Here is a 22,671-nt window from a genome sequence, read left to right as displayed (position 1 = left end):
CTACTTACCTTTACTACCTTTTACTGCGCCAATCAAACCTGCCAATTGTTCAAGCCCGTCAAAAGTTGATGGGACCTTCTCCTCTGATGTCATTATGTTTGAAAAGATAATCTCTTCAAACTTTGCAAGTAAATTTTCATTTCCGCCGGATTTAATGTCCTTGATATATTCAGCGTAGCTTTGTATAAACCTGCATAAACTTTTCCTTAACTCAATCTGCACAATCTGCGCACGTATAGAATTATAGTTATTCAAGGCTATTCTAAAATAATAAATAAAAATAAGAGTTAGTGAAATTATTGGCACGGTTTTTATTAAATACGAATAGGATGCAATTGTTTCTGGCGAAGCAATTAACAGGTATATGAGCTCTGCGAAAAGAGGGATTGGAAGTATACAGCCAAGAGTAAACATAGCTATTTTAGCCCACTTATACTCTTCTTTTTTAATTCTCCCTAACTTAGAGAAACCAGCATACAAACCAACGAAGTTATAAGCACCTTCATGTTTGTCAAGCGTTGTTTTAAGATTATCTACATTATCAATTTTTTGTCTAAGCTCCTCATCCCATTCCGCTGTGACCTTTTCTGCTCTATCAACTAAGCTTGGGAAGTTTTCATAATCCTTGAATCGTCGCGAGTGAATCAAGTGATGTATAAGTGAAAACGGCATCTCACGCAGTGCGTATTCAATTTGTTCTTTAGCCTCCCCGCAAAAATAGTTGATATTATATATTGCATAGCTCTGAAATCTTGCAATTTCGCGAGGCATCCTACCCAGAGTATTGGTGCCTCTTTCTAAAGCGAACCGCAAGCAAGATGAATAGGTTAAGCTTAATGAATCTTCATCCATAACCTCATTATTAATTTCCATCAAGAATCTCTCTGAAATGAAATTAATATTCATTTTTGACTTTTCGTCCCAGATGTCAGGAGCATGAATAAAGCTGCTTATAATATCTTTCAGATATTCTCTTTTGGAGTTGAAAATTTCATTATCTTGAATGTGTAATGTTTTTAATAGCTCTAAATACTTCTTTAACGAATGCTGCACATCGTTTCTTGAAAAAAACTCTTCTTCCATTTGAGCCTCACTGAGCTTCTAAGTTTGTTCATGGACCAACATGCTACCAAGGTTTGCTCACAAAATGGGAGGGAAATAGTATTGCATAATGAATGAAAATATCAGCGATACCCTGCGCCTGCTGCGCAACCTGATCCGAATCGGCACCGTTGCCGCCGTCAATCTTGACGACGGCACCTGTCGCGTGGATACCGGAAACAATACCACCGCCTGGCTGCACTGGCTGACCGCCCGCGCAGGTAAAACACGCACCTGGAATGCCCCCTCCGTAGGCGAGCAGGTGCTCGTTTTGTGCCTCGGCGGCGAGCTGAATACCGGCTTTATCCTGCCGGGCATCTATTCTGACGACCGTCCCGCCCCGTCTGCCTCGGCTGATGCCCTGCACTGGTCATTTCCTGACGGCGCGGTGATCGAGTACGAACCCGCCACCGGCGCGCTGACCGCTACCGGGATGAAAACCGCCACGGTTGAGGCAGCGGATTCCGTCACGGTGAAAACCACGACGGTGCTGATCAATGCCAGTGAAAAAATCACCCTCGATACCCCCCTGGTTGAATGCACCCGTAAGCTCAAAGCGGCCACGTTTGAACTGACCGGGGGCGGCTCCATGAAAGGGAATATTACCCACAGCGGCGGCAGCCTCACATCAAACGGTGTTGTGTCACACAGCCACACACACGGCGGAATTGAGCGCGGCGGCAGTAATACGGACGGGCCGAAATGACGGTGGCTAAATACAGCGGAATGAACCGCGACACCGGCACGACGGCTGATGACATTGAGCATATACGGCAGTCAGTGCGCGACATCCTGACAACGCCGGTCGGCACCAGGGTAATGCGGCGGGAATACGGCTCGCTGCTGTCAGCGCTGATTGATATGCCGAATAACGGCGCGCTGCACCTGCAAGTCATGTCGGCGTGCTATATGGCGATCCTGAAGTGGGAGCCACGGATAAAACTCACCGCCATCAGTTTTGATCCGGACTTTAACGGCGGGATGGTGGTTGAGATTACCGGCTCGCGCACTGATTCAATTCAGGATTTTTCCCTTAACATCCCTGTGAGTTGAACTATGGCAACCATTGACCTGAGCCAGCTCCCCGCGCCTGATGTTGTCGAGGCGCTGGACTATGAAACCCTGCTGGCTGAACGCAAAGCCACGTTGATTTCTCTCTATCCGGCAGACCAGCAGGCTGCGATTGCGCGCACGCTGACGCTGGAATCGGAACCCATCGTGAAGCTGCTGCAGGAAAACGCATACCGCGAAATCATCCTGCGTCAGCGTGTCAACGAAGCCGCCAGGGCAAACATGGTCGCTTTTGCCACCGGCGGTGATCTCGACCAGTTGGGTGTCAACAATGGCGTGTCGCGTCTGACCATCACTCCGGCTGACGACGGGGCGATCCCGCCGGTTGCCGCAGTGATGGAGAGCGACGATGACTTTCGCCTGCGCGTGGCCGGGGCCTTTGAAGGCCTGAGCGTGGCCGGGCCGACGGGTGCGTATGAGTACCACGCGAAAAGCGCTGACGGGCGCGTCGCTGACGCTTCCGCGATCAGCCCGTCCCCTGCGGTGGTTACCGTTACCGTGCTGTCGCGTGAGGGAAACGGTACTGCACCGGCTGACCTGCTGGCCGTGGTCGACGCGGCGCTGAATGATGAGAACGTGCGCCCGGTCGCAGACAGGGTGACGGTGCAGTCTGCGGCCATCGTTGATTACCGCGTGGACGCAACGCTGTTTATCTATCCGGGGCCGGAGGCTGAACCCATCCGTGCAGCGGCAGAGGCCCGGCTTGCGGCCTTTGTCTCTGCACAGCGTCGGCTTGGTCGCGACATTCGCCAGTCGGCGCTGTATGCCGCGCTTCACGTTGAGGGCGTGCAGCGGGTGCAACTGAACGCACCGGCGCAGGATGTGATACTGGATAAAACTCAGGCCGGTTACTGCACCGGCTACACCATCACCTTCGGGGGTTCCGATGAGTGATCGCCTGTTGCCCACGGGGTCCTCAGTGCTCGAGGTGGCGGCGGCAGAAGCCTGCGCCGTGATTGAGAAAACCCCCGTACCGCTGCGCAAGCTGTGGAACCCGGCGACCTGCCCGGTGGACCTGCTGCCCTATCTCGCCTGGGCGTGGTCGGTTGACCGCTGGGATGCGAACTGGCCAGAAGCCACAAAGCGGAGCGTCGTCGCGGCCTCAGTCTATGTTCACCGTCATAAAGGTACCATCGGCGCTATCCGGCGCGTGGTCGAGCCGCTGGGTTATCTGATCAGAATTACGGAGTGGTGGAAAACCGGCGATGTGCCGGGCACGTTCCGGCTTGACGTCGGCGTGCTGGAAACGGGCATTACGGATGAAATGTACAACGAGCTGGAGCGGCTGATAGCCGATGCCAAACCCTGCAGTCGCCACCTCATCGGGCTTTCCATCAATCTTGACGTTACGGGCGGTCTGCCTGTTGCTGCAGCGAGCTATGACGGCGACGAGCTGACGGTTTACCCCTACACCCCTGAAATTATAACCGTGTCCGGGCCTGGTTATTCCGGCGCGGCAATCCACATCATCGACAGAATGGAAGTGAGCGCATGACCAAATACTATGCCCTGTTAACCAACCTGGGCGCGGCAAAGCTGGCTAACGCCGCCGCGCTCGGCACTAAACTGCAGATTACTCAGATGGCCGTTGGTGATGGCGGCGGCACGCTGCCCACGCCGAACGCCAGCCAGACGGCGCTGGTTGCTGAAAAACGCCGGGCCGCACTCAATGGCCTTAGCGTGGATGCGGCGAACAGCAGCCAGATTATTGCCGAACAGATTATCCCGGAGGGTGACGGCGGTTTCTGGATCCGCGAAATTGGCCTGTTTGATGCCGACGGCGTGATGATTGCCGTGGCCAACTGCCCGGAGACGTATAAGCCGCAACTGCAGGAGGGAAGCGGCAGAACGCAGACGGTGCGTATGATTCTGATCGTTAACAGCACTGAGGCAGTGACGCTGAAAATTGACCCGTCGGTTGTGCTTGCAACGCGAAAATATGTCGATGACAACGCGATTGAGGTGAAAGCTTACGCCGACTCTCTGATGGCTAAACATCTCGCCGCCGCTGACCCGCATACACAATACGCCCCGAAAGCGAGTCCGGCATTCACCGGCAGGCCGATCGCGCCTACAGCTGCAAGGCTGGATGACAGTGCGCAGTTAGCGACAACTGCGCACGTTAAACTGGTCGTCGGTGCTTATGCTCCACTCGACAGTCCGGGGCTGACCGGGAGGCCAATCGCCCCCACTGCGGCTAAAGCAGATAACAGCCTGCAGCTGGCGACAACCGCACACGTTAAAAGCGTGGTGGGTGATTATGCCCTGCTCAACAGCCCCGTGTTTTCCGGCACCCCGACTGCACCGACGGCCGCAGCGGGTAATAACTCACAGCAGATGGCGAATACTGCTTTTGTGCAGGCAGCTATTGCAGCACTGGTCGCAGGTTCTCCGGCCGCACTGGACACGCTAAAAGAACTTGCTAATGCACTGGGTGGCGATGAGAATTTTGCAGCGACCATGCTGAATAAACTGTCTCAAAAGCAACAGCTTGACGCTACTCTGACAGCATTAAGTGGGAGAAATGTTCCGGCATTATTGCAGTATCTCGGATTGCAGGACCTAACCGGAGTAGATACCTCTAACAATAAATGGTCATGGAAGTTACCCAACGGTATTATTTTTCAAATCCTTAAACCTACAGCCTCAAATGCCACGACGCCTAATGCTTCAAGAGCGACGACGGTGAATTTTCCTGTAGCATTTCCATCTGAATGTTTTGCTGTATTTGTTTGTAAAACATCATACGTTAACGTTGTTGCATCTGCGGAAAGTGTAACCAGGACGTCTTGTGATGTTGTGACGATGCCGCTGGACTCGCCAGTGGTCGGGTTTTCAGTCGTAACTTTGCTAGCAGTGGGGCGGTAATATGAAAATGAAATATGCGTACAGTCCCTCTCAAAATGTTTTCTTAATGATTCAATGGAAAGAGGATTATATTTCAGCGGGTTCATGGCCTGATGACGTTATTGATGTTTCGGATGAAGTATTTAACGAATTCACTTCCAGTGTTAAAGGAAAGGTTTGCGTTGCAGGTCAAGATAATCTTCCTGCCTGGTCTGATGCACCGGCCATGTCACAGGAAGAGATGGTTACGACGGCAAAAGCCACAGTACAGGCTTTAAAAAATGAGGCTACAGCAGTTATTGAGCCTTTAAAAGATGCACTGGACGGCGGTTATATTGATGAAGCTGACATGCCGAGACTGACAGCCTGGCAGAAATACCGCTACGATCTGACGAAAGTCGATATTTCATCACTACCCGTGGATTTCCCTACAAAACCGGATCGATCCTGATTGTTTGTTCACAGGCCAGCAAGCCCGGACAGCGAGCACACAATCTGCCAGGATGGCAATCTGAGCGCACCCTTAATTTGGAGTGCTACAGATGGCAGATTATCATCACGGTGTCCGTGTCGTCGAAATAAACGACGGCACGCGCACCATCTCCACCGTTTCAACCGCGATTGTCGGCATGGTCTGCACTGCAGAAGACGCCGACGCCGCGACCTTTCCCCTTAACACCCCGGTCCTGCTGACCAACGTGCAGGGTGCTATTGCCAAAGCCGGTAAAAAAGGCACCCTGGCGGCTTCTCTGCAGGCCATTGCCGATCAGTCAAAACCCGTCACCGTGGTTGTGCGCGTGACTGAGGGTGCGACGGATGCCGAAACCATTTCAAATATCATCGGCACCACCGACGAAAACGGTCGCTACACCGGCATGAAAGCCTTGCTCAGCGCGCAGACTCAGCTAGACGTTAAGCCGCGCATTCTTGGCGTGCCGGGCCTCGACTCGCTGGAAGTGGCGACGGCGCTTGCCAACATCTGTCAGCAGCTCCGCGCTTTCGGTTACGTGTCGGCGCACGGCTGCAAAACCATCTCAGAGGCGATGCTCTATCGCGAGAATTTCAGCCAGCGTGAGCTGATGGTTATCTGGCCTGATTTTATCGCCTGGAACACCACCGCCAATGCCTCTGATATTGCTTATGCCACGGCGCGTGCGCTGGGCCTGCGCGCCAAAATCGACAATGACACCGGCTGGCATAAAACCCTGTCGAACGTTGGCGTAAACGGCGTGACCGGGGTTTCAGCGTCAGTGTTCTGGGATCTGCAGCAGGTCGGCACTGATGCTGACCTGCTTAACCAAGCGTGTGTCACCACGCTTATCCGCAAAGACGGCTTTCGCTTCTGGGGAAACCGTACCTGCAGTGACGATCCGCTGTTCGCCTTTGAAAACTACACCCGTACCGCGCAGGTGCTGGCCGATACGATGGCCGAGGCGCACATGTGGGCCAACGATAAGCCCCTGACGCCGGTGCTGGTGAAAGACATCATTGCGGGTATCAATGCCAAATTCCGTGAACTGGTCAATGCCGGTTATCTGCTGGGTGCAACGGCCTGGTACGACGATGCCGCCAACGATAAAGACACCCTGAAAGCGGGCAAGCTCTTTATCGATTATGACTATACGCCGGTGCCGCCGCTGGAGGATTTAACCCTGCGCCAGCGTATCACCGACAGCTATCTGGCGAACTTCGCCGCGTCCGTTAACAGCTAAGGAGCCGGATAAATGGCACTACCTCGCAAACTGAAGGGGCTGAACCTCTTCAATGATTCCAACAGCTATCAGGGCGTTGTCACCGCCGTCACGCTGCCGAAGCTGTCGCGCAAGCTGGACACCTATCGCGGCGGCGGCATGAACGGTGCGGGCTTTATCGATAACGGCCTGGACGATGACGCGCTGGATATGGAATGGACCATCGGCGGCGTTGACGATCTGGTGCTGTCACAGTGGGGCGGCAGCGCCGTACCGCTGCGCTTTACCGGCTCCTATCAGCGCGACGACACCGAGGAGGAAATTGCCGTCGAGATCGAGGTGCGCGGTCGTCACCAGGCCTTCGATTTTGGCGAGGCAAAACAGGGCGAAGACACCGAAACCAAAATCACTACCAAAAACACCTATTTCAAGCTCACCTGGAACGGGAAAGAGCTGATCGAGATCGACACCGTGAACATGGTTGAAAAAGTGAACGGCATTGACCGGCTCGAACAGCGCCGCAAAAACCTCGGTCTGATTTGATAACACAGCCAGCGCCCGGCGCTGGCCTTTATTTCCCCTTTGAAAAGAGACAAAAAATGGAACAGAAAGAAAATGTAGTTGTGCTGGCCAGCCCGGTTAAACGCGGGGAAACTGAAATCAGCCAGGTTGAGCTGATTAAGCCTAACGCGGGCGCGCTGCGCGGCGTGCGTCTGTCAGACCTTGCCGGTTCTGATGTTGATGCGCTGCTTGTCGTACTGCCCCGCATCAGCCAGCCAGCGCTGACGAAAGCGGAGTGCCTGAATCTGGCCCCGGAAGACCTGATCTCAATGGCCGGGACGGTGATTGGTTTTTTGTCGCCGAAATCGGACGAGTAGACTGGCCAGCAAAGCTGACCGTCAATGACCTGATGGCCGACATTGCCACGATTTTTCACTGGCCCCCCTCTGAAATGTACATCATGCCGCTGGCCGAACTGCTCGACTGGCGGCATCAGGCCTTGATCCGCAGCGGAGTAAACCCGGATGAGTAATAACCTCAGGCTGCAGGTGTTGCTGAAAGCTGTCGACCAGGCGTCCCGCCCCTTCAAAGCCATTCAGGCCGAAACCAAAAAACTCTCGGGCGACATCCGCGAAACGCAGGCCAGCATCAAGGCGCTGGATGCGCAGGCCGCGAAGATTGACGGTTTCCGCAAGAGCAGCGCACAGCTTGCCGTCACGCAGCGGGCGCTGAAAGCGGCAAAGGACGAGGCGCAGGCGCTGGCCGTCCAGTTTCGCAACACCGAACGCCCGACCACGCAGCAGGCCCGTGCGCTGGAAAGCGCCCGCAAGGCGGCGTCTGACCTGCAGACCAAAAGTAACGCCCTGCGCCTGTCGGTGCAGCAGCAGCGCGAAGCGCTCAACGCCGCGGGCATCTCAACCAAAAGCCTGAGCAGCGAGCAGCAGCGCCTGAAAAGCAGCTCGGCGCAGGCAACGCTCGGCCTGAGCCGTCAAAAGCAGGAGCTGCAGCGCCTCAGTCAGAAACAGGAGCAGCTAAACCGCGTCAGCGAGCGCTACCGTAAGGGCCAGGAGCTTTCGGCGAAGGTACGCAACGGCAGCGCCGCCGCGCTGGGTGCCGCTACGGTAGGCGCGGTGGCCGGTGCTGCCGTGCTCAAGCCGGGCTATGAGTTCGCACAGGCCAACTCCACGCTGCAGGCGACGCTCGGCCTTGATAAAGACTCGGCAGAGTTTCAGTCCCTGCGCACGCAGGCGCGCAGCATCGGTGATAACACCGCCGCATCGGCCAACGATGCCGCGCAGGCGCAGATCATTATCGCCAAATCAGGCGGCAGCGTTGACGACATCAAGGCGGCGACGCCGGTCACGCTGGATATGTCGCTGGCAAACAACCGCAGCATGGAAGAAAGCGCCTCGCTGCTGATGAGTACCAAAAACGCCTTTGGCCTGGCTAACAGCGAAGTGGCCCACCTCGGCGACGTGATCAGCTCAACGCTGAACAAAACAGCCGCCAACTTTGACGGCCTGAGCGATGCACTGACCTACATCGCACCGGTGGCGAAAAACGCAGGCGTCAGCGTCGAGCAGACCACCGCCATGATCGGCGCACTGGCAACCGAAGGCATCACCGGCAGCATGGCGGGAACGGGCGTGCGCGGTGCGCTGCTGCGCCTGCAGGCTCCGACCGGACAGGCAGGCGCAGCCATTCAGGAACTGGGCGTTAAAACCGCTGACAGCAAAGGAAACATGCGGCCCTTCTTCACCATCCTGAAAGAGATGCAGCGGTCATTCGAAAAAAACCGTCTCGGTACTGCGCAGCAGGCTGAGTACATGAAGACCATCTTTGGCGAAGAAGCGGCATCGTCTGCCGTGACGCTGATGAAAGCCGCATCAAGCGGAAAGCTGGACGAGCTGACCAAAACGTTTCAGGGTTCGGACGGCAGCACGTCGAAGCTGGTCAAAATCCAGCAGGACAACCTCGGCGGTGATTTCAAAGAACTGCAGTCGGCGTGGGAGGCGGTCGGTACTGACCTGTTCGACGGGCTGGACAGCTCGCTGCGGTCACTGACGCAGAGCGCGACGAAGTTCCTGCTGAAAGTGGATAACTGGATTAAAGCTAATCCCGCGCTGGCAAACGGCATGGCAAAAGCCGCCGTCGCTGGCGTGGCTCTGCTCGGTGCGCTCGGTTCGATTGGCCTGGCGTCGTGGCCGGTGATCTCGGGTATTAATACGATCATCTCACTCGGCAGCAAAATGGGCGTTGCTTTCAGCGTGGCCGGGGAAACGATTGTTGCCGCCCTTGGCGCCATCTCTTTGCCGGTTGTCGCAGTGGCTGCACTGATCGTGGGCGGCGCGCTACTTATCCGTAAATACTGGGAGCCTATCAGCGCATTTTTGGCCGGGATGGCCGCAGGGTTTACCGCCGCAATGGGGCCAATTGCTGACGCCTTTGCACCGCTCAAGCCCGCCTTTGACTGGCTGGGGGATAAGCTCGGCTGGGTATGGGACAAGTTCAAAGGGCTGCTTGAACCGGTCAAGTTAACCCAGGATGAACTGAAAGCGGCGGGTGATATGGGCAAGCAGTTTGGTGAGCTGCTGGCCGCCGGGATTAAGTTTGTACTTTCACCGCTGACGGAACTGCAGAGGGGCATTGACTGGGTGCTGGAAAAGCTCGGCATGGTTGACGATAAGTCGAAAAAACTTAAAGACAACATCCCGACTGATGCCCCCGCCGGTGGTGACGTCGGGTTTCAGTATCCGGGTATGCAGTACAGCCTTGCCAGCGGAGGCGCAGGATACCGCCCTGTTACCGCAGCGGCTGGCGGCGGTTATACCGATAACAGCCAGAACCACAGCAGTTATGAGATCAATATGCATCAGGGAATGTCGAAAGATGATGCGCTGGCACTCATAGCGCAGGATCGCGAACGTGAAGCACGCAGAAAGCAGGCACAGCAGCGTACAAAAATGGGATGGGAGTGATTAACCGATGATGATGATTTACGGGTTGATTCCGTTTATGCGCCAGACGCTGCCCTACAGTGAAATGCAGCAGACCATTGATTACCGCTGGCCGACAAACAGTCGCGTCGGTCAGCGCGCCTCGGCGCAGTTTATCGGCGTGGGTGATGAGAAAATTACGCTGTCGGGCGAGCTGCGCCCGGAAATCACCGGCGGGGCCATCTCCATGCTGACCATCAAGCTGCTGGCCGATGAGGGGCGCGCCTGGCCGCTGATTGGTGGGAACGGAACAATTTACGGGATGTACGTGATTGAAAATTACTCGTCTACCAGCAGTGAGTTTTATTCTGATGGCTCGGCCAGCAAAATCATGTTCTCGCTGAACCTGCTGCGTGTTGACGAGTCACTGACGTCTATGTTCGGCGACCTGAAAAAGCAGGCTGACGGGCTGATTAGCGGAGCAGGTTCGCTGCCGGGCCAGGTAACATCGGCAATGGCGAGCGTCAAAACGGCAGCGGGCAACCTTATCAGTCAGGCCGGGGGGTTAATCGGATGACCGGGATCAGCAGTATTGCCATGCCTGCCGGTGCCGTGCTCAGTCCGGCATTTATGGTTAAGGTTAATTCAGAGGACGTGACCGCCGATATCAGCCCGCGACTGATATCACTGACGATGACCGATAACCGGGGATTTGATGCGGATCAGCTTGATATCGAGCTGGATGATACCGACGGGCAACTGGCCATGCCGCCACGCGGCGCGGTGATCTCACTGTTTCTCGGCTGGAAAGGCCAGCCGCTGATCGGTAAGGGCGACTTTACAGTTGACGAGATTGAGCATCACGGTGCGCCGGATGCAATGACCATCCGGGCGCGCAGTGCGGATTTTCGCGGCTCGCTCAATTCCCGGCGTGAGGTGTCCTATCATGACACAACCCTGGGTGAGGTGATCACTCAGGTCGCCACGCGCAATGACCTCATACCGATGATGGGTGACGGGCTGGCATCAGTAAAAGTGAGCCACATCGACCAGACACAGGAGACGGACGCCGCTTTCCTGACGCGCATCGCCACGTTAAACGGTGCCGTGGCCGCCATTAAGACCGGGCGGCTGCTGTTCATCAAACCGGGTGGCGGCGTTACCGCAGGCGGTAAGCCTATCCCGCAGATGACCATTACCCGGCAGGACGGTGATCGACACAGTTTCAGCATTGCGGATCGCGGTGCGTATACCGGGGTTACCGCAAGCTGGCTGCATACCAAAGACCCGAAGCCGAAAACCAATAAGATTAAGATCCAGCGCACGCCGAAGGTGAAGAACCTGCGTGCGCTACAGCATCCGGCGGCCAAGAAAACCAAAGCCAAAGCAGCAGCGACAAAGCCCGTCGAGGCCAAAGAGGGTGAGTATATGGCCGGGAGTGAGGATAACGTTTTTGCCATCACCACGGTCTATGCGACAAAAGCCGCAGCAATGCGCGCCGCTCAGGCTAAGTGGTCGAAGCTGCAGCGCGGCGTTGCTGAATTCTCAGTTACCCTGGCGATGGGGCGCGCCGACCTGTTCCCGGAAACTCCGGTAAAGGTGAGCGGGTTTAAGTCGGTTATAGACCAGCAGCATTGGATTATCAGTAAAGTCACTCACAGCCTGAGTAGTAATGGCTTTACCACCGCGCTGGAGTTCGAAGTATTGCTATCGGGGGTTGATTATGAAATCGCTGGAAATAACGAATCGTGAATTAAATTGCTCGTTTTGTGATTTTGGTGTATTTAACGTTATGCGCTCAACGAAGGAACACCAAAAATGATGCATTGTCCGATCTGCCTTACAGCCGCCCATGCCAAAAGTAGTCGCTACCTTTCTAAAGAGACTAAAGAACGCTATCACCAATGTCAGAACATCAATTGCAGCTGCACCTTTAAGACTCATGAATCGATAGCAGCGGTGATCGTCACTCCTGGTGCAATTAATAAGGTCCCGCTTCATGCACATCATGAAAGCCAGCCCTCACTACTGCACTGATAAATAATTCCATATGAAGCCCGCGAATGCGGGCTTTTTGCTAGGGCTATTTACCGTTAAAGGTACGAGTGTTACCGAGCATCACAGCAGTTGCAGGCCTCTCCATCAAATTACCCATTTCTTTGCAGACGCTAAACGGGCTCTCAAATGAGTAACCCGTATTTTTGAATTTGTTAGTGACGTTAATCTGCTTGATGTTTTTTAGGTAATTGGCCGGAACGGCTTTTGTCCAAATTGGCGAACAAACTCCGCTGGAAATTATGGAGCTGTAGATTTCTGAGGTTATGTTCGCGCTGGTTATGACTACCGTAATCTGATCGCCGTTGTGAGTGACTTCAGCTGGTTGCCACGACTTGAGTTTGCTTTTCAATATGGAGGTGTCTGACTCTTGAGCCATCACAGACGTTGCAAAAATTAAAGTGGTGCAGAGTAAAGTCACACTTAAACGGTTCATTCCGAATCCTTCGAATTGTTGAGGCAGGGACTCTACCAGCAAGAGGCGGCAAAAATCTGCTGCCATTTTGCTGCCAATGGTGTGGTAGAAACAAAAAAGCCACCCTTCGCAGGATGGCTTAACTAACTGGTTTTAAAGCTAAAATCTGGTGGCCCCAGCTGGACTTGAACCAGCGACCAAGCGATTATGAGTCGCGTGCTCTAACCAACTGAGCTATGGGGCCTGAGGCGCAGGATTATAATGTAACTGCGCGGCTGGATCCAGCGCTTAACATGTGTCTGCTGTTTTTCCAGGCAAAATAGTATTGTCGGGAACTGGTTGAATCATAACCATTATCTTCCCCGGTCCGCCTGTCATGCGGCTTTAACGGCCGCAGGACGCCGACTGACTCAGTGACAGGTGAGGGATCGGCGTAGCACGGCCAGCACAAAGGCCAGCCTGAATGCGTTGCCTGCCGTCGCTGAACGGCGGGATTTAAATCACCGGCGGATGATAAATAGCGCTGCTCCAGTAGCGGCTGCTGGCGTGCTTTTCTCCCAGCCAGCCCAGCTTGCGCAGGCGTCGCGCAATCAGTTTATTCATAATACCGTGCCCCACCAGCAGCACATTGCCTTCGGCAGAGAGTTGAATCAGCCGCTCGGCGGCCAGTATTGCCCGCTGACGGGCCTGGGTATAAGACTCCACCTGTCCGGCATAGCCGCACAGCCACATTGCGCGCAGCAGCGGCAGCCACAGCAGCGGCGGCAGGGAAGGGAAGTTCAGCGACATCACCGGCATCGCCACTTCGCAGTACAGCGCATCGACCTGGCTGGGGGCTTTGCCCAGCTTCGCCAGCGACGAGCGCGCACGCGGCAGCGTACTGGTGACGATAATCTGCGCTTCAGCGGCCAGCCGCAGGCTGCGTTCGGGCGGCAGGTCGCAGATCTCGGCCAGATCGTAAGCCTCGCACCACTCGGCCATCGCCAGCGCAGAGCGGCGGCCGGGCTGGAAGTGGTCGGGTTTACCGTGGCGCATCAGTGTAATGGTCATTGTGTTCCGCCTGGTGGATTCGTTTTTCAGCTTACCCAGCGCCCCGGCTAAATACAAACTGTCAGCCTGTCATCTCCCCGCAACACTCAGGCGTTAAAACGTCGGTGTCGGTGCGTAAAATGGCTCATTTGTCTTAAGGTTGAACAATGTTTCAACGGCATAAAAATAAATAGCCTATTTTTCAAACGAATTACTTCGTTGATTTTATTTGATTTTCTGACAAGGGAAGCGCACTGAATGTCAAGAAAATCTAACGAATTCCGTTTCGTCACCTTGATTTATCTACGCGGGTAGATACAATAGCTGCGTAGTGAAAATTCACGGTGCTTGATGGTTATCAGCTACCTGAAGGTTAAAGTTTGTTTCGCGTTACTTATACGACTGGTCAATTTTAGACCGTCGGCGCAAAGCGAATAGAGCGTTCCAACACCAGGGAACCTTACTGCCCGTCACTGGCGGGTAGACGACCTTTCGTCATGCTTTTTAACACAGCATCTTCACTGGCGAATTTTCCTCACAGAAGGAGTGCGCGCCAGGGAGGGTGCCGAACAGATCTCCTCACATCAGGGAATTTTTCATGTCTACACCTGCAAGCGCCGCACAGGGAACTGCAACGCCAGTTGACTCCGCGGCAGATGAACGCTTAGCCACCCCCGAAGGACGTAAAGATTTTGTGCGCGCCACGCTCTCATGCTGGCTCGGCACGGCAATGGAATACGCCGATTTTGCGCTGTATGGTCTGGCCGCCGGGATTATTTTCGGTGATGTGTTCTTCCCCGAAGCCACCCCGGCGATGGCGTTACTCTCTACGTTTGCTACCTGGTCGGTGGGCTTTATTGCCCGCCCGATTGGTGCGCTGTTCTTTGGCTGGCTGGGCGACCGTAAAGGTCGGAAAGTCGTCATGGTCTCTACCATCATTCTGATGGGGGCCTCTACCACGCTTATCGGTCTTATCCCCAGCTATGCCTCGATTGGCGTGTGGGCACCGGCGTGTCTGGTGCTGCTCCGCTTCAGCCAGGGTTTTGGTGCGGGTGCTGAACTCTCTGGCGGTACGGTGATGCTGGGCGAATACGCCCCGGCTCAGCGTCGTGGCCTGGTCTCATCGATTATTGCCCTGGGTTCTAACAGCGGCACGCTGCTGGCGTCCCTGGTGTGGCTGGCCGTGGTGCAGATGGATCAGCAGTCGCTGCAGGAGTGGGGCTGGCGTATTCCGTTCCTGTGCAGCTCGCTGATTGCGCTGGTGGCTCTGTGGATCCGCCGTAATCTGCGGGAAACCCCGGTTTTTGAGCGTAAAAAAGCCGAGCTGTTAGCCGCGCGTGAGCAGGTGCTGGCCGCAGAGCCGGTGGTGCCGGATACCCGTGGATTCTGGCGTCGCAGCCGCGCCTTCCTGACCATGGTTGGCCTGCGTATCGGCGAGAATGGCCCCTCCTATCTGGCCCAGGGCTTTATCATCGGTTACGTGGTGAAAGTGCTGGCGGTGGATAAATCTGTCGCCACTACGGCGGTGTTTATCGCTTCGCTGCTGGGCTTCCTGATTATTCCGCTGGCCGGCTGGCTGTCAGACCGTTTTGGTCGCCGTATTACCTATCGCTGCTTCTGCCTGCTGTTGATTATCTATGCCTTCCCGGCCTTTATGCTACTGGACTCGCGTGAACCGGCGATCGTCATAGCAACTATAGTGACAGGTATGGGGCTGGCATCGCTCGGCATCTTTGGCGTACAGGCTGCGTGGGGCGTGGAGATGTTCGGCGTACACCATCGCTACACTAAAATGGCGACGGCGAAAGAGCTGGGTTCGATTCTTTCCGGCGGGACCGCGCCGCTGGTGGCCTCTGCGCTGCTGGCCTGGACCGGTCACTGGTGGCCGATTGCGACCTATTTCGCCGTGATGGCGGGGATTGGTTTCCTGACCACGTTTGTGGCACCGGAAACCAGGGGGCGCGATCTGAACGCACCAGAAGATGCGATTTAACATCGGATGATAACGTAAACCAGTACGTAACAGGCACCACCGACAGGGACACGCGGGCCGGATTTTTATCCGGCCTGAATCCGTTTTAACAGTGAGGAAGCAGGCCAATGAAAAAGCCTATTCATCATCGAACGACCCGTGCAGATGTGGCAAAAGAAGCCGGAACCTCGGTTGCCGTGGTGAGCTATGTTGTCAATAACGGGCCGCGTCCCGTGGCACCCGCCACGCGGGAGCGGGTTCTGGCCGCCATCAAAAGGACCGGCTACCGTCCGAATAGCGTGGCGCGTGCGCTGGCTTCGGGCACCACCAAAACCTACGGTCTGGTGGTGCCGAATATCGGCAATGCATTTATCGCTTCGCTGGCGCATGAACTGCAACAGCAGGCGCTGGCGAATGACATGGTGATGCTGCTGGGCGATGCCGGTGACAGCCGCAAGCGCGAACTGCAGCTGATTAACAATCTGCTGGGGCAGCAGGTTAACGGCCTGTTTTATATCAGCGTCGATCGCCACCCTTACATTGATGTTTTACAGGCCAGCGGCACACCCTTTGTCATGCTCGACCGGGTTGACCCTGCGTTGAAGGTGAATGTGATCCGCGTTGATGAGCGCGAGGCCTCGCGTCAGGTGACGGCCCATCTACTGAGTCACGGTTATCAGGAGGTGGGGATTATCTGCGGTCCGGCGGAAAGACTGAATTCGCAGGACCGTCTGTGCGGCTGGCGTGATGCGCTGCTGGCACACGGCGTGGAAGAGCGCCCGGAGTGGATTTTCCATACGCCTTATACCCGCGATGGCGGTTATCAGGCGGCGCAGCGTATGTTGCAGGGGGCAACGCGCCCGCGAGCGCTGTTTGTCTCTAACGAAGCGCAGGCCGTCGGCTGCATTCGCGCCGTATCGGAACAGGGCATCCGCGTGCCGCACGATCTGTCCCTGGTCTGTTTTAACGGTACGGATCAGTCTGCTTATCACGTTCCCTCACTGACCACGGTGCGCCAGCCCGTGCGCGAGATGGCCAGTACCGCCATCAGAATGCTGACGGCATGGAAAGGGGAGGACACCCTGAGCGAGTTCTCTCATCAGCTTGAAATTGGCGAATCCTGCGGCTGTAAACTGGCCCGATAATAAGATAACAATATGAAAAGATTAATTATTGATTGTGATCCTGGGAATGGTATTACCGGCGCCAACGTTGATGACGGGCTGGCTCTTGCCCTTGCGCTCGCCGCGCCGGAAATATCGCTGGAGCTGATCACCACCGTGGCGGGCAACACCCCAAGCCACGTGGGCTACAGCGTCGTGAAAGATCTGCTGACGCGTATCGGACAGCCGGTGGCGGTGGTGCAGGGGGCTGAGGCCGCGCTGTGTGAGCCCACGGCGCCGTGGCGTGAGGCGTTAGACCAGCGCGTACACAGTAACCAGCTGGCCCACCTGTGGCGCGGTGTGCGTCAGCCGCAGTCGTTTAGTGCGCCTCCCCAGGAAGCGGCGGATGCGATAGGGCAGCTGATCTGCGCCAATCCGGGGAAAATCACCCTGGTGGCCCTGGGTCCGCTGACCAACGTGGCTCTGGCGCTGCAACGCTACCCGGAGATGGCTGATGCGGTGCAGGAAATCGCCATCATGGGCGGGGTGTTTGCGCTGGATGATTTTATTAAAGACACCAATTTTGGTATCGATCCGGAGGCGGCGCACCAGGTGCTGACCAGCGGGGCGAATATTACGCTGGTGCCGATGGATGTCACCAGCCAGACGCTGATGACCCATCAGGATCTCAACCAGATTGCGCAGATCGATACGCCGCTGGCGCGTTTTGTCACCGAGACGCTGCGTCCGTGGATTGACTATTCGATTCAGACCCGTCACCTGCCGGGATGCTGGATCCATGACGCGCTGGTGGTGGCGTGGTTGCTGAATCAGCGGGTCGGGACGGCGGCGGATTATTTTGTCGATGTCGAGCTGCGTCCGGGAATGACGCGCGGTAAGTCATGGCGTTTCCGCCAGCCGCTGCGCGTGGACGTGGGCATTGGTCAGCCGCCGGGTGGACAGGTGCATGTGTTGCAGTCGGTGGATAATCAGCAACTGCTGGCGATGCTGACGCATTATCTGGCGCAGCCATTGGGTTCAGCAGCGGGTTGACCGGAAGCGGGTTGACCGGAAAAGAAGGTCAACCCCTACAGCGATCGCATATCCATTAGGCGTGGGGACGACAAACGGATACCCGTTATCCGTTGGGATGATGAACAGATGTCCCTATCCGTTGGGGACGACGAACGGATACCCGTGATTCATGGGAACGACGAAAGGATGTCCCTTATCCGTTGGGATGATGAACAGATGTCCCTATCCGTTGGGGACGACGAACGGATACCCGCGATTCATGGGAACGACGACAGGATGACCGTTATCCGTTTGGGATGATGAACGGATGTCCCTATCCGTAGGGGACGACCTTTTTTTCCGGTCGTCCCGTGTTCAGGTCAGGCGACGGCCCGCCGCCAGCGCCAGATATCAATGCCCAGCAGCACCAGCAGACTGACCCCCATCACCGGTAAACACACCGCCAGCACCGCCGTCACCACCAGCAGCAGAAAACGTGCGCTCAGCGACAGCGGCTGCCAGCAGCCCAGCAGCGTATCCAGCGGAGATATCTGCCCGTTCTGCGGGCGGCGCAGCCACCACATGCGGTAACCCATGACAATCATCACGCACAGACCCGCGCCGAACAGCGCCAGCACCAGCTGATTTGCCACGCCAAACAGCACGCCCATATGCGCATCCACCCCCCAGCGCGTCAGTTTGGCCAGCAGGCCAAAGCTGGCAAACTCCACCTTATCCTTCACCGCGTTGCTCTGCGGGTCCACCGCCACGCTGTCCACCTGCGTCGGCCAGCGGCGGTCGATCTCGCTGACCGTCCAGGCTTTATCCGCCAGATACGACGGCCGGATTTCCAGCTTAGCGGCATCAATCCCCGCCGCACGCGCCGCGCTCAGTACCGCATCAAACTGCGCGGGCGTGACGCTGGCCTGGCTGACGGCGGATGAGGCGGCGTGGTGAGACATCTCCATATGGCCGGAATGTTCCGCATGTTCGTCCACCGGCATCTCCATCGCGGCCGGTTCAGGGTGCAGCGCCGTATTTAACGCCGGGGTCATCCAGCCAAAGTGGTTGCGCATCAGGGAGATGTTATCCCCGGCCCAGCGTGACCATGTCAGGCCGGTGGCGGAGAAGAACACCAGGCCCAGCAGCAGCGCCAGGCCGAGGGTGGTGTGCCAGCGACGCTGACCGGCAAGGCGCCGGGCGCGGGTGAGTTTATCCTGCGCGGGGGGGCGCCTGGGGGCACGGCTGGTGGCCCACAGCAGCGCACCGCCCAGCGCGGCAATCCACAGCCAGCTTGCCGCCAGTTCGCTGTAGTTGCGGCCGAAGTCGCCGAGCAGCAGGTTGCGGTGCAGATAGTCCAGCCAGGTGCGTAACGGCAGCACACCGCTGGTGCCATACACCGTCATCACGCCCTTGATTTCAAGCGTTTTCGGGTCAACAAAGACCGCACGGGTCTCCGACGCGCCGAGATCGGCACTGGAGAACATCACGCGGGTGGTTTCCCCCGCCTGCGGGGCCGGGCGCACGGCGGCGATTTTTGCATCCGGCACCATCACGCTGCTGGCTTTGGCTATCTGCGCCGCGAGTGGCCGATCCGGACCGGTTGAGGTGGTAAACAGCTGCGGTTGATACAGCCAGTTTTCCAGCTGGGGCGTCAGCACATACAGCGTGCCGGTCAGCGCCGCGACAAAGATAAACGGGGCAATAAACAGCCCGATATAGAAATGCAGGCGACGCAGCAGCGGGAGCAGCGCGCTACGGCTGTGGGTGGCGTGCGCAGTCGCACGCCGGATATTCTCTGACATAGTCTCTTCCATCCACCTGTCTGTACAGGTATTCACGGGGGCTGCGGAGATTCCGCAGGGAAAATTAACGTGAAGCGATGGCGAGCGGCGGGGCGCGGGGATGGAAGAAGTGGGGAACAAAGCGGGCGACGACCGGCTGGAATAGCGGGACGTCCGGCAGCGTGGCCGCCTGTAACGAGGACCACAGCAGCGGCAGCGTCATTAAGTCGAGCGGCAGGTGGACCAGCAGCACGCAGTAGCCGCAGGCGCTGTCATCCATCATCGACATCGGATGATGGTCGCCCAGCGTGTCGTCAGGCTTCTGCATGTTCGCCATGTCGTGATGCATTTCCGGCATCTCAGCCATCTCCATCATCACCCCATGATGCATCATCATCACGCTGTGACTGCCACGCGCCTGCGCCAGTGATTTCGAGATCACCGGTGCAACAAACAGCAGCAAGATGGCCAGCAGAGCAAGCCATGCGGCAAGGCGACTGCGGGTGGCAGAAAATGAGATCAGCGACACGTCTTTCTTCACACAGGAAAACCCGGCGGAAGTGTACTTGAATTTGCTGCTGAAGGGGAAAAGTAATGACTTACTTGTACTTATTTCCGTACCAGACGGCACTTTAGATTTAAGGTGTTATCTTAACTATTTCTACTTATTACCAGTTAATTCAGGGCTATTAATTTGACTTATGAGTATTTATGTATTTTTTCTTAAATATTGTTTAATTCATTGAATTTGATTGGTTTATTTATACTCTTTTTTGAGGAAAATTAAGATTTTCCTTGTGTCATTGTTTTTAAATTCGTCGTGCAAGTGTAAGTGTTATGTAAGTTTAGGAACAATCCTGGATAAGAAATCGTTAAAGTACGTGGCATCAACATCGTATAAATAATAAACCTTGCTCAGGGCATAACTATGCTACGGATTGCGTCTGGAAAAGACGGGGTAACTCCTGCACGTCTCAGTAGTTTGGCCGTTATTATCAGCTTATTTCACGCCGTTGACGTGGCCGCTGCCACACCCGGCGATCAGCAGTTAATTAATCAGCAGGAACGTCAGCGTGCCGTTGAGCGCCAGCTGGCTCCGCCGACGCCGGACGTGCGTCTGCAGGAACCGGGCAGCTTCTTCGGCCGCATCGCGTTTCCGACCGAACAACCCTGTTTTGCTCTGCAACACATTGAGTTACAGGGGCGAGATGCGTTCCCGCTCTGGATGCCGCTGCAAAAGCTGGCCGACCAGGCGCAGGGGAAATGTCTGGGCGGCAAGGGTATCAACCTGCTGATGAGTGCGCTGCAAAACCGCTTAGTGGACCACGGCTATGTCACCGCCCGCGTGCTGGCACCGCCGCAGGATATCAACAGCGGTACGCTGAAGCTGATGCTGGTACCCGGTAAAGTCAGCAATGTGCGTCTGACGCCGGACAGCGACCGCTACGTCCAGCTGTATACCGCCATGCCTGCCCACGCCGGGGCGTTGCTGGACCTGCGGGATATTGAGCAGGGGCTGGAAAACCTGCAGCGCCTGCCGACCGTGCAGGCCGATATGCAGATTGTTCCCGGCGAACAGCCCGGCGAAAGTGATATCGACGTCAGCTGGAAACAGTCGCGCCACTGGCGCCTGGGCGCCACGCTGGATGACTCCGGCAGCAAAAGCACCGGGCGCTATCAGGGGGGGCTGACACTCTATGTCGATAACCCGCTGTCGCTCAGCGACCTGTTCTACGTCTCGGCGGGGCAGGCCTTGCAGCCGAAAGGCGACAGGGACAGCAAAAATACCCTGATCCACTACTCCGTGCCGTTTGGGTACTGGACCACCGGCGTCACCTTCAGCGACTACGACTATCAGCAGTCCGGCCAGGGAACCGGGTTCGACTACCGCTACAGCGGCAAGAGTAAGAACCTTAATTTCCAGCTTGGCCGCGTGCTGCACCGCAGCAGCAGCCAGAAAACCTCGTTCAGCTATGAGGTGATGACGCGCGAATCCAGCAACTACATTAACGACACCGAGATTACGCAGCAGCGCCGTCAGACTGCCGCCTGGCGTCTGGGCTTACAGCATCGCCACTATATCGGCCAGGCCACGCTGGATGCCGGGGTGAGCTATCAGCGCGGAACCCGCTGGTTTGGCGCGCAGCCTGCGCCGGAAGAGAATTTCGGTGAAGGCACCGGGCTGGCGAAGATTGTTCAGCTCTCGCTGCAGCTGGATGCGCCATTCCAGCTGTGGGGGCAGTCCTTCCGCTATAACGGGCAGTTCCAGCGCCAGATGACTCACTCTCCGCTGACGCCGCAGGATCAGATCTCCATCGGTAACCGCTGGACGGTGCGCGGCTTCGACGGCGAATACACCCTGAACGGCAACGAAGGCTGGTATGTGCGCAATGACATTGCCTGGCGTACCCCGCTGCCGAATCAGGAACTCTATCTCGGCGCGGACTACGGCGAAGTTAAAGGCGGTATCGATTATCAGGTCGGTCACCATCTGGCCGGGGGCGTGGTTGGCCTGCGCGGTAACGTGCTGAATACCGGCTACGACCTGTTTGCGGGCGTACCGTTTTCCAAACCGGACGGGTTCAGTACCAGCCCCGTCTCTCTTGGCTTCAACCTCAGCTGGCAATACTGATATGACGATCCCGGTAAACGGTTTTCAGGTGATTTCTCCGCTGCTGAGCAGTGCGTTCAGCGAGTCTGAAGTGCTCGGTGCCAGCGTCTGGCTGTGGATGCATTCGGCACAGCATCGCGATATTCCGCTCAGCGCGCTGCCGACGCTGCTGCTGCCAGCGATTAAGCATCAGCAGTTTGCGCTGGCGATGCGTGACGACAAGCCGGTGTTTTTCCTCAGCTGGGCGTGGATGGATGAAGAAGCCGAGCAGCGCTATCTCACGCAGTCCGGCATTCACGTGCAGGAACGCGACTGGAACAGCGGTGACCGCCTGTGGATCCGCGACTGGATTGCGCCGTTTGGCGGGCAGCAGGCGCTGCGCCGCGTGGTGGGGGGCACGCTGTTCCCGCACCACTGTATCCGTTCGCTGTATCACCGGGGCGAGCAGCGCGGTCTGCGCGTAATGAATTTCCGTGGCGATGCGGTAACGCATCAGGATTTTGCACGCTGGCAGCGCGACACGCCGCTGGCAAGCCGTTAA

24 protein-coding genes and 1 tRNA gene are annotated in these 22,671 nt (G+C 56.5%); 19 read left to right on the top strand and 6 right to left on the bottom strand.

The annotated features are described in order from the left end of the window. Window positions 1-1,083, bottom strand: a complete 1,083-nt coding sequence (locus tag ABEH87_RS11315; protein WP_346576479.1) for a hypothetical protein — start codon at window positions 1,081-1,083, stop codon at window positions 1-3. Window positions 1,084-1,171: 88 nt separating this feature from the next. Between ABEH87_RS11315 and ABEH87_RS11310 the strand changes: the two genes are divergently transcribed. The 14 genes from ABEH87_RS11310 (at window position 1,172) to ABEH87_RS11245 (ending at window position 12,184) form a co-directional block, all read left to right on the top strand. Next, complete coding sequence (locus ABEH87_RS11310) at window positions 1,172-1,807, top strand: phage baseplate assembly protein V (protein ID WP_346576478.1); 636 nt, start codon at window positions 1,172-1,174, stop codon at window positions 1,805-1,807. Further along, the gene (locus tag ABEH87_RS11305; RefSeq protein ID WP_346576477.1) at window positions 1,804-2,154 is read left to right on the top strand and encodes a GPW/gp25 family protein; all 351 of its coding nucleotides are present in this window, start codon (window positions 1,804-1,806) and stop codon (window positions 2,152-2,154) included. Before ABEH87_RS11310 ends, ABEH87_RS11305 begins: the two co-directional genes overlap by 4 nt. 3 nt (window positions 2,155-2,157) lie before the next feature. Continuing rightward, window positions 2,158-3,066: a baseplate assembly protein gene (locus tag ABEH87_RS11300; RefSeq protein WP_346576476.1), complete on the top strand. Its 909-nt coding sequence runs from the start codon at window positions 2,158-2,160 to the stop codon at window positions 3,064-3,066. Then, window positions 3,059-3,667 carry a phage tail protein I gene (locus ABEH87_RS11295; protein WP_346576475.1) on the top strand — a complete coding sequence of 203 codons (609 nt, stop codon included), beginning with the start codon at window positions 3,059-3,061 and terminating at the stop codon, window positions 3,665-3,667. The genes ABEH87_RS11300 and ABEH87_RS11295 overlap by 8 nt, the downstream gene beginning before the upstream one ends. Next, on the top strand, window positions 3,664-5,040 hold the full coding sequence (locus ABEH87_RS11290; RefSeq protein WP_346576474.1) for a phage tail protein: 1,377 nt from the start codon (window positions 3,664-3,666) through the stop codon (window positions 5,038-5,040). The genes ABEH87_RS11295 and ABEH87_RS11290 overlap by 4 nt, the downstream gene beginning before the upstream one ends. Window position 5,041: 1 nt before the next feature. Then, window positions 5,042-5,470: a tail fiber assembly protein gene (locus ABEH87_RS11285; protein ID WP_346576473.1), complete on the top strand. Its 429-nt coding sequence runs from the start codon at window positions 5,042-5,044 to the stop codon at window positions 5,468-5,470. 91 nt (window positions 5,471-5,561) lie between these two features. Next, complete coding sequence (locus ABEH87_RS11280; protein ID WP_346576472.1) at window positions 5,562-6,731, top strand: phage tail sheath protein; 1,170 nt, start codon at window positions 5,562-5,564, stop codon at window positions 6,729-6,731. A gap of 12 nt (window positions 6,732-6,743) precedes the next feature. After that, window positions 6,744-7,253, top strand: a complete 510-nt coding sequence (locus ABEH87_RS11275) for a phage major tail tube protein (protein ID WP_346576471.1) — start codon at window positions 6,744-6,746, stop codon at window positions 7,251-7,253. 56 nt (window positions 7,254-7,309) lie between these two features. Further along, entirely contained in the window at window positions 7,310-7,588 is a 279-nt protein-coding gene (locus tag ABEH87_RS11270) for a phage tail assembly protein (RefSeq protein ID WP_346576470.1), read from the top strand. 32 nt (window positions 7,589-7,620) lie between these two features. Further along, window positions 7,621-7,743 carry a GpE family phage tail protein gene (locus ABEH87_RS11265; RefSeq protein WP_346576469.1) on the top strand — a complete coding sequence of 41 codons (123 nt, stop codon included), beginning with the start codon at window positions 7,621-7,623 and terminating at the stop codon, window positions 7,741-7,743. Continuing rightward, the gene (locus ABEH87_RS11260) at window positions 7,736-10,189 is read left to right on the top strand and encodes a phage tail tape measure protein (protein WP_346576468.1); all 2,454 of its coding nucleotides are present in this window, start codon (window positions 7,736-7,738) and stop codon (window positions 10,187-10,189) included. The genes ABEH87_RS11265 and ABEH87_RS11260 overlap by 8 nt, the downstream gene beginning before the upstream one ends. Before the next feature lie 7 nt (window positions 10,190-10,196). Continuing rightward, window positions 10,197-10,724: a phage tail protein gene (locus ABEH87_RS11255; protein WP_346576467.1), complete on the top strand. Its 528-nt coding sequence runs from the start codon at window positions 10,197-10,199 to the stop codon at window positions 10,722-10,724. Further along, window positions 10,721-11,899, top strand: a complete 1,179-nt coding sequence (locus ABEH87_RS11250; RefSeq protein WP_346576466.1) for a phage late control D family protein — start codon at window positions 10,721-10,723, stop codon at window positions 11,897-11,899. Before ABEH87_RS11255 ends, ABEH87_RS11250 begins: the two co-directional genes overlap by 4 nt. A gap of 66 nt (window positions 11,900-11,965) precedes the next feature. Further along, window positions 11,966-12,184: an ogr/Delta-like zinc finger family protein gene (locus tag ABEH87_RS11245; RefSeq protein ID WP_346576465.1), complete on the top strand. Its 219-nt coding sequence runs from the start codon at window positions 11,966-11,968 to the stop codon at window positions 12,182-12,184. 46 nt (window positions 12,185-12,230) lie between these two features. Here ABEH87_RS11245 and ABEH87_RS11240 read toward each other — a convergent pair whose 3' ends face one another. From ABEH87_RS11240 to ABEH87_RS11230, 3 genes are all read right to left on the bottom strand, one after another. After that, window positions 12,231-12,638 (bottom strand): hypothetical protein, encoded by a 408-nt coding sequence (locus ABEH87_RS11240; protein WP_346576464.1) that lies wholly within the window; start codon window positions 12,636-12,638, stop codon window positions 12,231-12,233. A 146-nt stretch (window positions 12,639-12,784) separates the two neighbouring features. Beyond that, window positions 12,785-12,861: transfer RNA gene (locus ABEH87_RS11235), tRNA-Ile, on the bottom strand. Between the two features lie 251 nt (window positions 12,862-13,112). Further along, complete coding sequence (locus ABEH87_RS11230) at window positions 13,113-13,667, bottom strand: histidine phosphatase family protein (RefSeq protein WP_346576463.1); 555 nt, start codon at window positions 13,665-13,667, stop codon at window positions 13,113-13,115. Between the two features lie 577 nt (window positions 13,668-14,244). Here ABEH87_RS11230 and ABEH87_RS11225 point away from each other — a divergent pair. The 3 genes from ABEH87_RS11225 (at window position 14,245) to ABEH87_RS11215 (ending at window position 17,774) form a co-directional block, all read left to right on the top strand. Continuing rightward, window positions 14,245-15,639 carry an MFS transporter gene (locus ABEH87_RS11225; protein ID WP_346576462.1) on the top strand — a complete coding sequence of 465 codons (1,395 nt, stop codon included), beginning with the start codon at window positions 14,245-14,247 and terminating at the stop codon, window positions 15,637-15,639. 107 nt (window positions 15,640-15,746) lie between these two features. Further along, window positions 15,747-16,763, top strand: a complete 1,017-nt coding sequence (locus ABEH87_RS11220; RefSeq protein WP_346576461.1) for a LacI family DNA-binding transcriptional regulator — start codon at window positions 15,747-15,749, stop codon at window positions 16,761-16,763. Window positions 16,764-16,775: 12 nt separating this feature from the next. Then, entirely contained in the window at window positions 16,776-17,774 is a 999-nt protein-coding gene (locus ABEH87_RS11215; protein ID WP_346576460.1) for a nucleoside hydrolase, read from the top strand. Window positions 17,775-18,115: 341 nt separating this feature from the next. On the opposite strand, the gene ABEH87_RS11210 is transcribed toward ABEH87_RS11215, so the two are convergent. Together ABEH87_RS11210 and ABEH87_RS11205 are read right to left on the bottom strand one after the other, a co-directional pair. Then, entirely contained in the window at window positions 18,116-19,552 is a 1,437-nt protein-coding gene (locus tag ABEH87_RS11210) for a PepSY domain-containing protein (RefSeq protein ID WP_346576459.1), read from the bottom strand. Window positions 19,553-19,604: 52 nt separating this feature from the next. Then, window positions 19,605-20,060 carry a DUF2946 domain-containing protein gene (locus ABEH87_RS11205; protein ID WP_346576458.1) on the bottom strand — a complete coding sequence of 152 codons (456 nt, stop codon included), beginning with the start codon at window positions 20,058-20,060 and terminating at the stop codon, window positions 19,605-19,607. 387 nt (window positions 20,061-20,447) lie between these two features. Between ABEH87_RS11205 and ABEH87_RS11200 the strand changes: the two genes are divergently transcribed. Further along, window positions 20,448-22,151: a ShlB/FhaC/HecB family hemolysin secretion/activation protein gene (locus tag ABEH87_RS11200; protein ID WP_346576457.1), complete on the top strand. Its 1,704-nt coding sequence runs from the start codon at window positions 20,448-20,450 to the stop codon at window positions 22,149-22,151. Between the two features lies 1 nt (window position 22,152). Beyond that, complete coding sequence (locus ABEH87_RS11195; protein WP_346576456.1) at window positions 22,153-22,671, top strand: toxin-activating lysine-acyltransferase; 519 nt, start codon at window positions 22,153-22,155, stop codon at window positions 22,669-22,671.

The organism is Erwinia sp. Eh17-17, from assembly GCF_039675725.1.
Lineage (GTDB): Bacteria > Pseudomonadota > Gammaproteobacteria > Enterobacterales > Enterobacteriaceae > Erwinia.
The sequence above is the reverse complement of the archived record's forward strand: the minus strand, read 5'-3'. Positions and strand labels throughout refer to the sequence as shown.

Excerpts from the sequence above, each read along its gene's own strand:
- ABEH87_RS11315 (WP_346576479.1), bottom strand. The coding sequence starts at position 1,083 with ATGGAAGAAGAGTTTTTTTCAAGAAACGATGTGCAGCATTCGTTAAAG.
- ABEH87_RS11310 (WP_346576478.1), top strand. The coding sequence starts at position 1,172 with ATGAATGAAAATATCAGCGATACCCTGCGCCTGCTGCGCAACCTGATC.
- ABEH87_RS11305 (WP_346576477.1), top strand. The coding sequence starts at position 1,804 with ATGACGGTGGCTAAATACAGCGGAATGAACCGCGACACCGGCACGACG.
- ABEH87_RS11300 (WP_346576476.1), top strand. The coding sequence starts at position 2,158 with ATGGCAACCATTGACCTGAGCCAGCTCCCCGCGCCTGATGTTGTCGAG.
- ABEH87_RS11295 (WP_346576475.1), top strand. The coding sequence starts at position 3,059 with ATGAGTGATCGCCTGTTGCCCACGGGGTCCTCAGTGCTCGAGGTGGCG.
- ABEH87_RS11290 (WP_346576474.1), top strand. The coding sequence starts at position 3,664 with ATGACCAAATACTATGCCCTGTTAACCAACCTGGGCGCGGCAAAGCTG.
- ABEH87_RS11285 (WP_346576473.1), top strand. The coding sequence starts at position 5,042 with ATGAAAATGAAATATGCGTACAGTCCCTCTCAAAATGTTTTCTTAATG.
- ABEH87_RS11280 (WP_346576472.1), top strand. The coding sequence starts at position 5,562 with ATGGCAGATTATCATCACGGTGTCCGTGTCGTCGAAATAAACGACGGC.
- ABEH87_RS11275 (WP_346576471.1), top strand. The coding sequence starts at position 6,744 with ATGGCACTACCTCGCAAACTGAAGGGGCTGAACCTCTTCAATGATTCC.
- ABEH87_RS11270 (WP_346576470.1), top strand. The coding sequence starts at position 7,310 with ATGGAACAGAAAGAAAATGTAGTTGTGCTGGCCAGCCCGGTTAAACGC.
- ABEH87_RS11265 (WP_346576469.1), top strand. The coding sequence starts at position 7,621 with ATGGCCGACATTGCCACGATTTTTCACTGGCCCCCCTCTGAAATGTAC.
- ABEH87_RS11260 (WP_346576468.1), top strand. The coding sequence starts at position 7,736 with ATGAGTAATAACCTCAGGCTGCAGGTGTTGCTGAAAGCTGTCGACCAG.
- ABEH87_RS11255 (WP_346576467.1), top strand. The coding sequence starts at position 10,197 with ATGATGATGATTTACGGGTTGATTCCGTTTATGCGCCAGACGCTGCCC.
- ABEH87_RS11250 (WP_346576466.1), top strand. The coding sequence starts at position 10,721 with ATGACCGGGATCAGCAGTATTGCCATGCCTGCCGGTGCCGTGCTCAGT.
- ABEH87_RS11245 (WP_346576465.1), top strand. The coding sequence starts at position 11,966 with ATGATGCATTGTCCGATCTGCCTTACAGCCGCCCATGCCAAAAGTAGT.
- ABEH87_RS11240 (WP_346576464.1), bottom strand. The coding sequence starts at position 12,638 with ATGAACCGTTTAAGTGTGACTTTACTCTGCACCACTTTAATTTTTGCA.
- ABEH87_RS11230 (WP_346576463.1), bottom strand. The coding sequence starts at position 13,667 with ATGACCATTACACTGATGCGCCACGGTAAACCCGACCACTTCCAGCCC.
- ABEH87_RS11225 (WP_346576462.1), top strand. The coding sequence starts at position 14,245 with ATGTCTACACCTGCAAGCGCCGCACAGGGAACTGCAACGCCAGTTGAC.
- ABEH87_RS11220 (WP_346576461.1), top strand. The coding sequence starts at position 15,747 with ATGAAAAAGCCTATTCATCATCGAACGACCCGTGCAGATGTGGCAAAA.
- ABEH87_RS11215 (WP_346576460.1), top strand. The coding sequence starts at position 16,776 with ATGAAAAGATTAATTATTGATTGTGATCCTGGGAATGGTATTACCGGC.
- ABEH87_RS11210 (WP_346576459.1), bottom strand. The coding sequence starts at position 19,552 with ATGGAAGAGACTATGTCAGAGAATATCCGGCGTGCGACTGCGCACGCC.
- ABEH87_RS11200 (WP_346576457.1), top strand. The coding sequence starts at position 20,448 with ATGCTACGGATTGCGTCTGGAAAAGACGGGGTAACTCCTGCACGTCTC.
- ABEH87_RS11195 (WP_346576456.1), top strand. The coding sequence starts at position 22,153 with ATGACGATCCCGGTAAACGGTTTTCAGGTGATTTCTCCGCTGCTGAGC.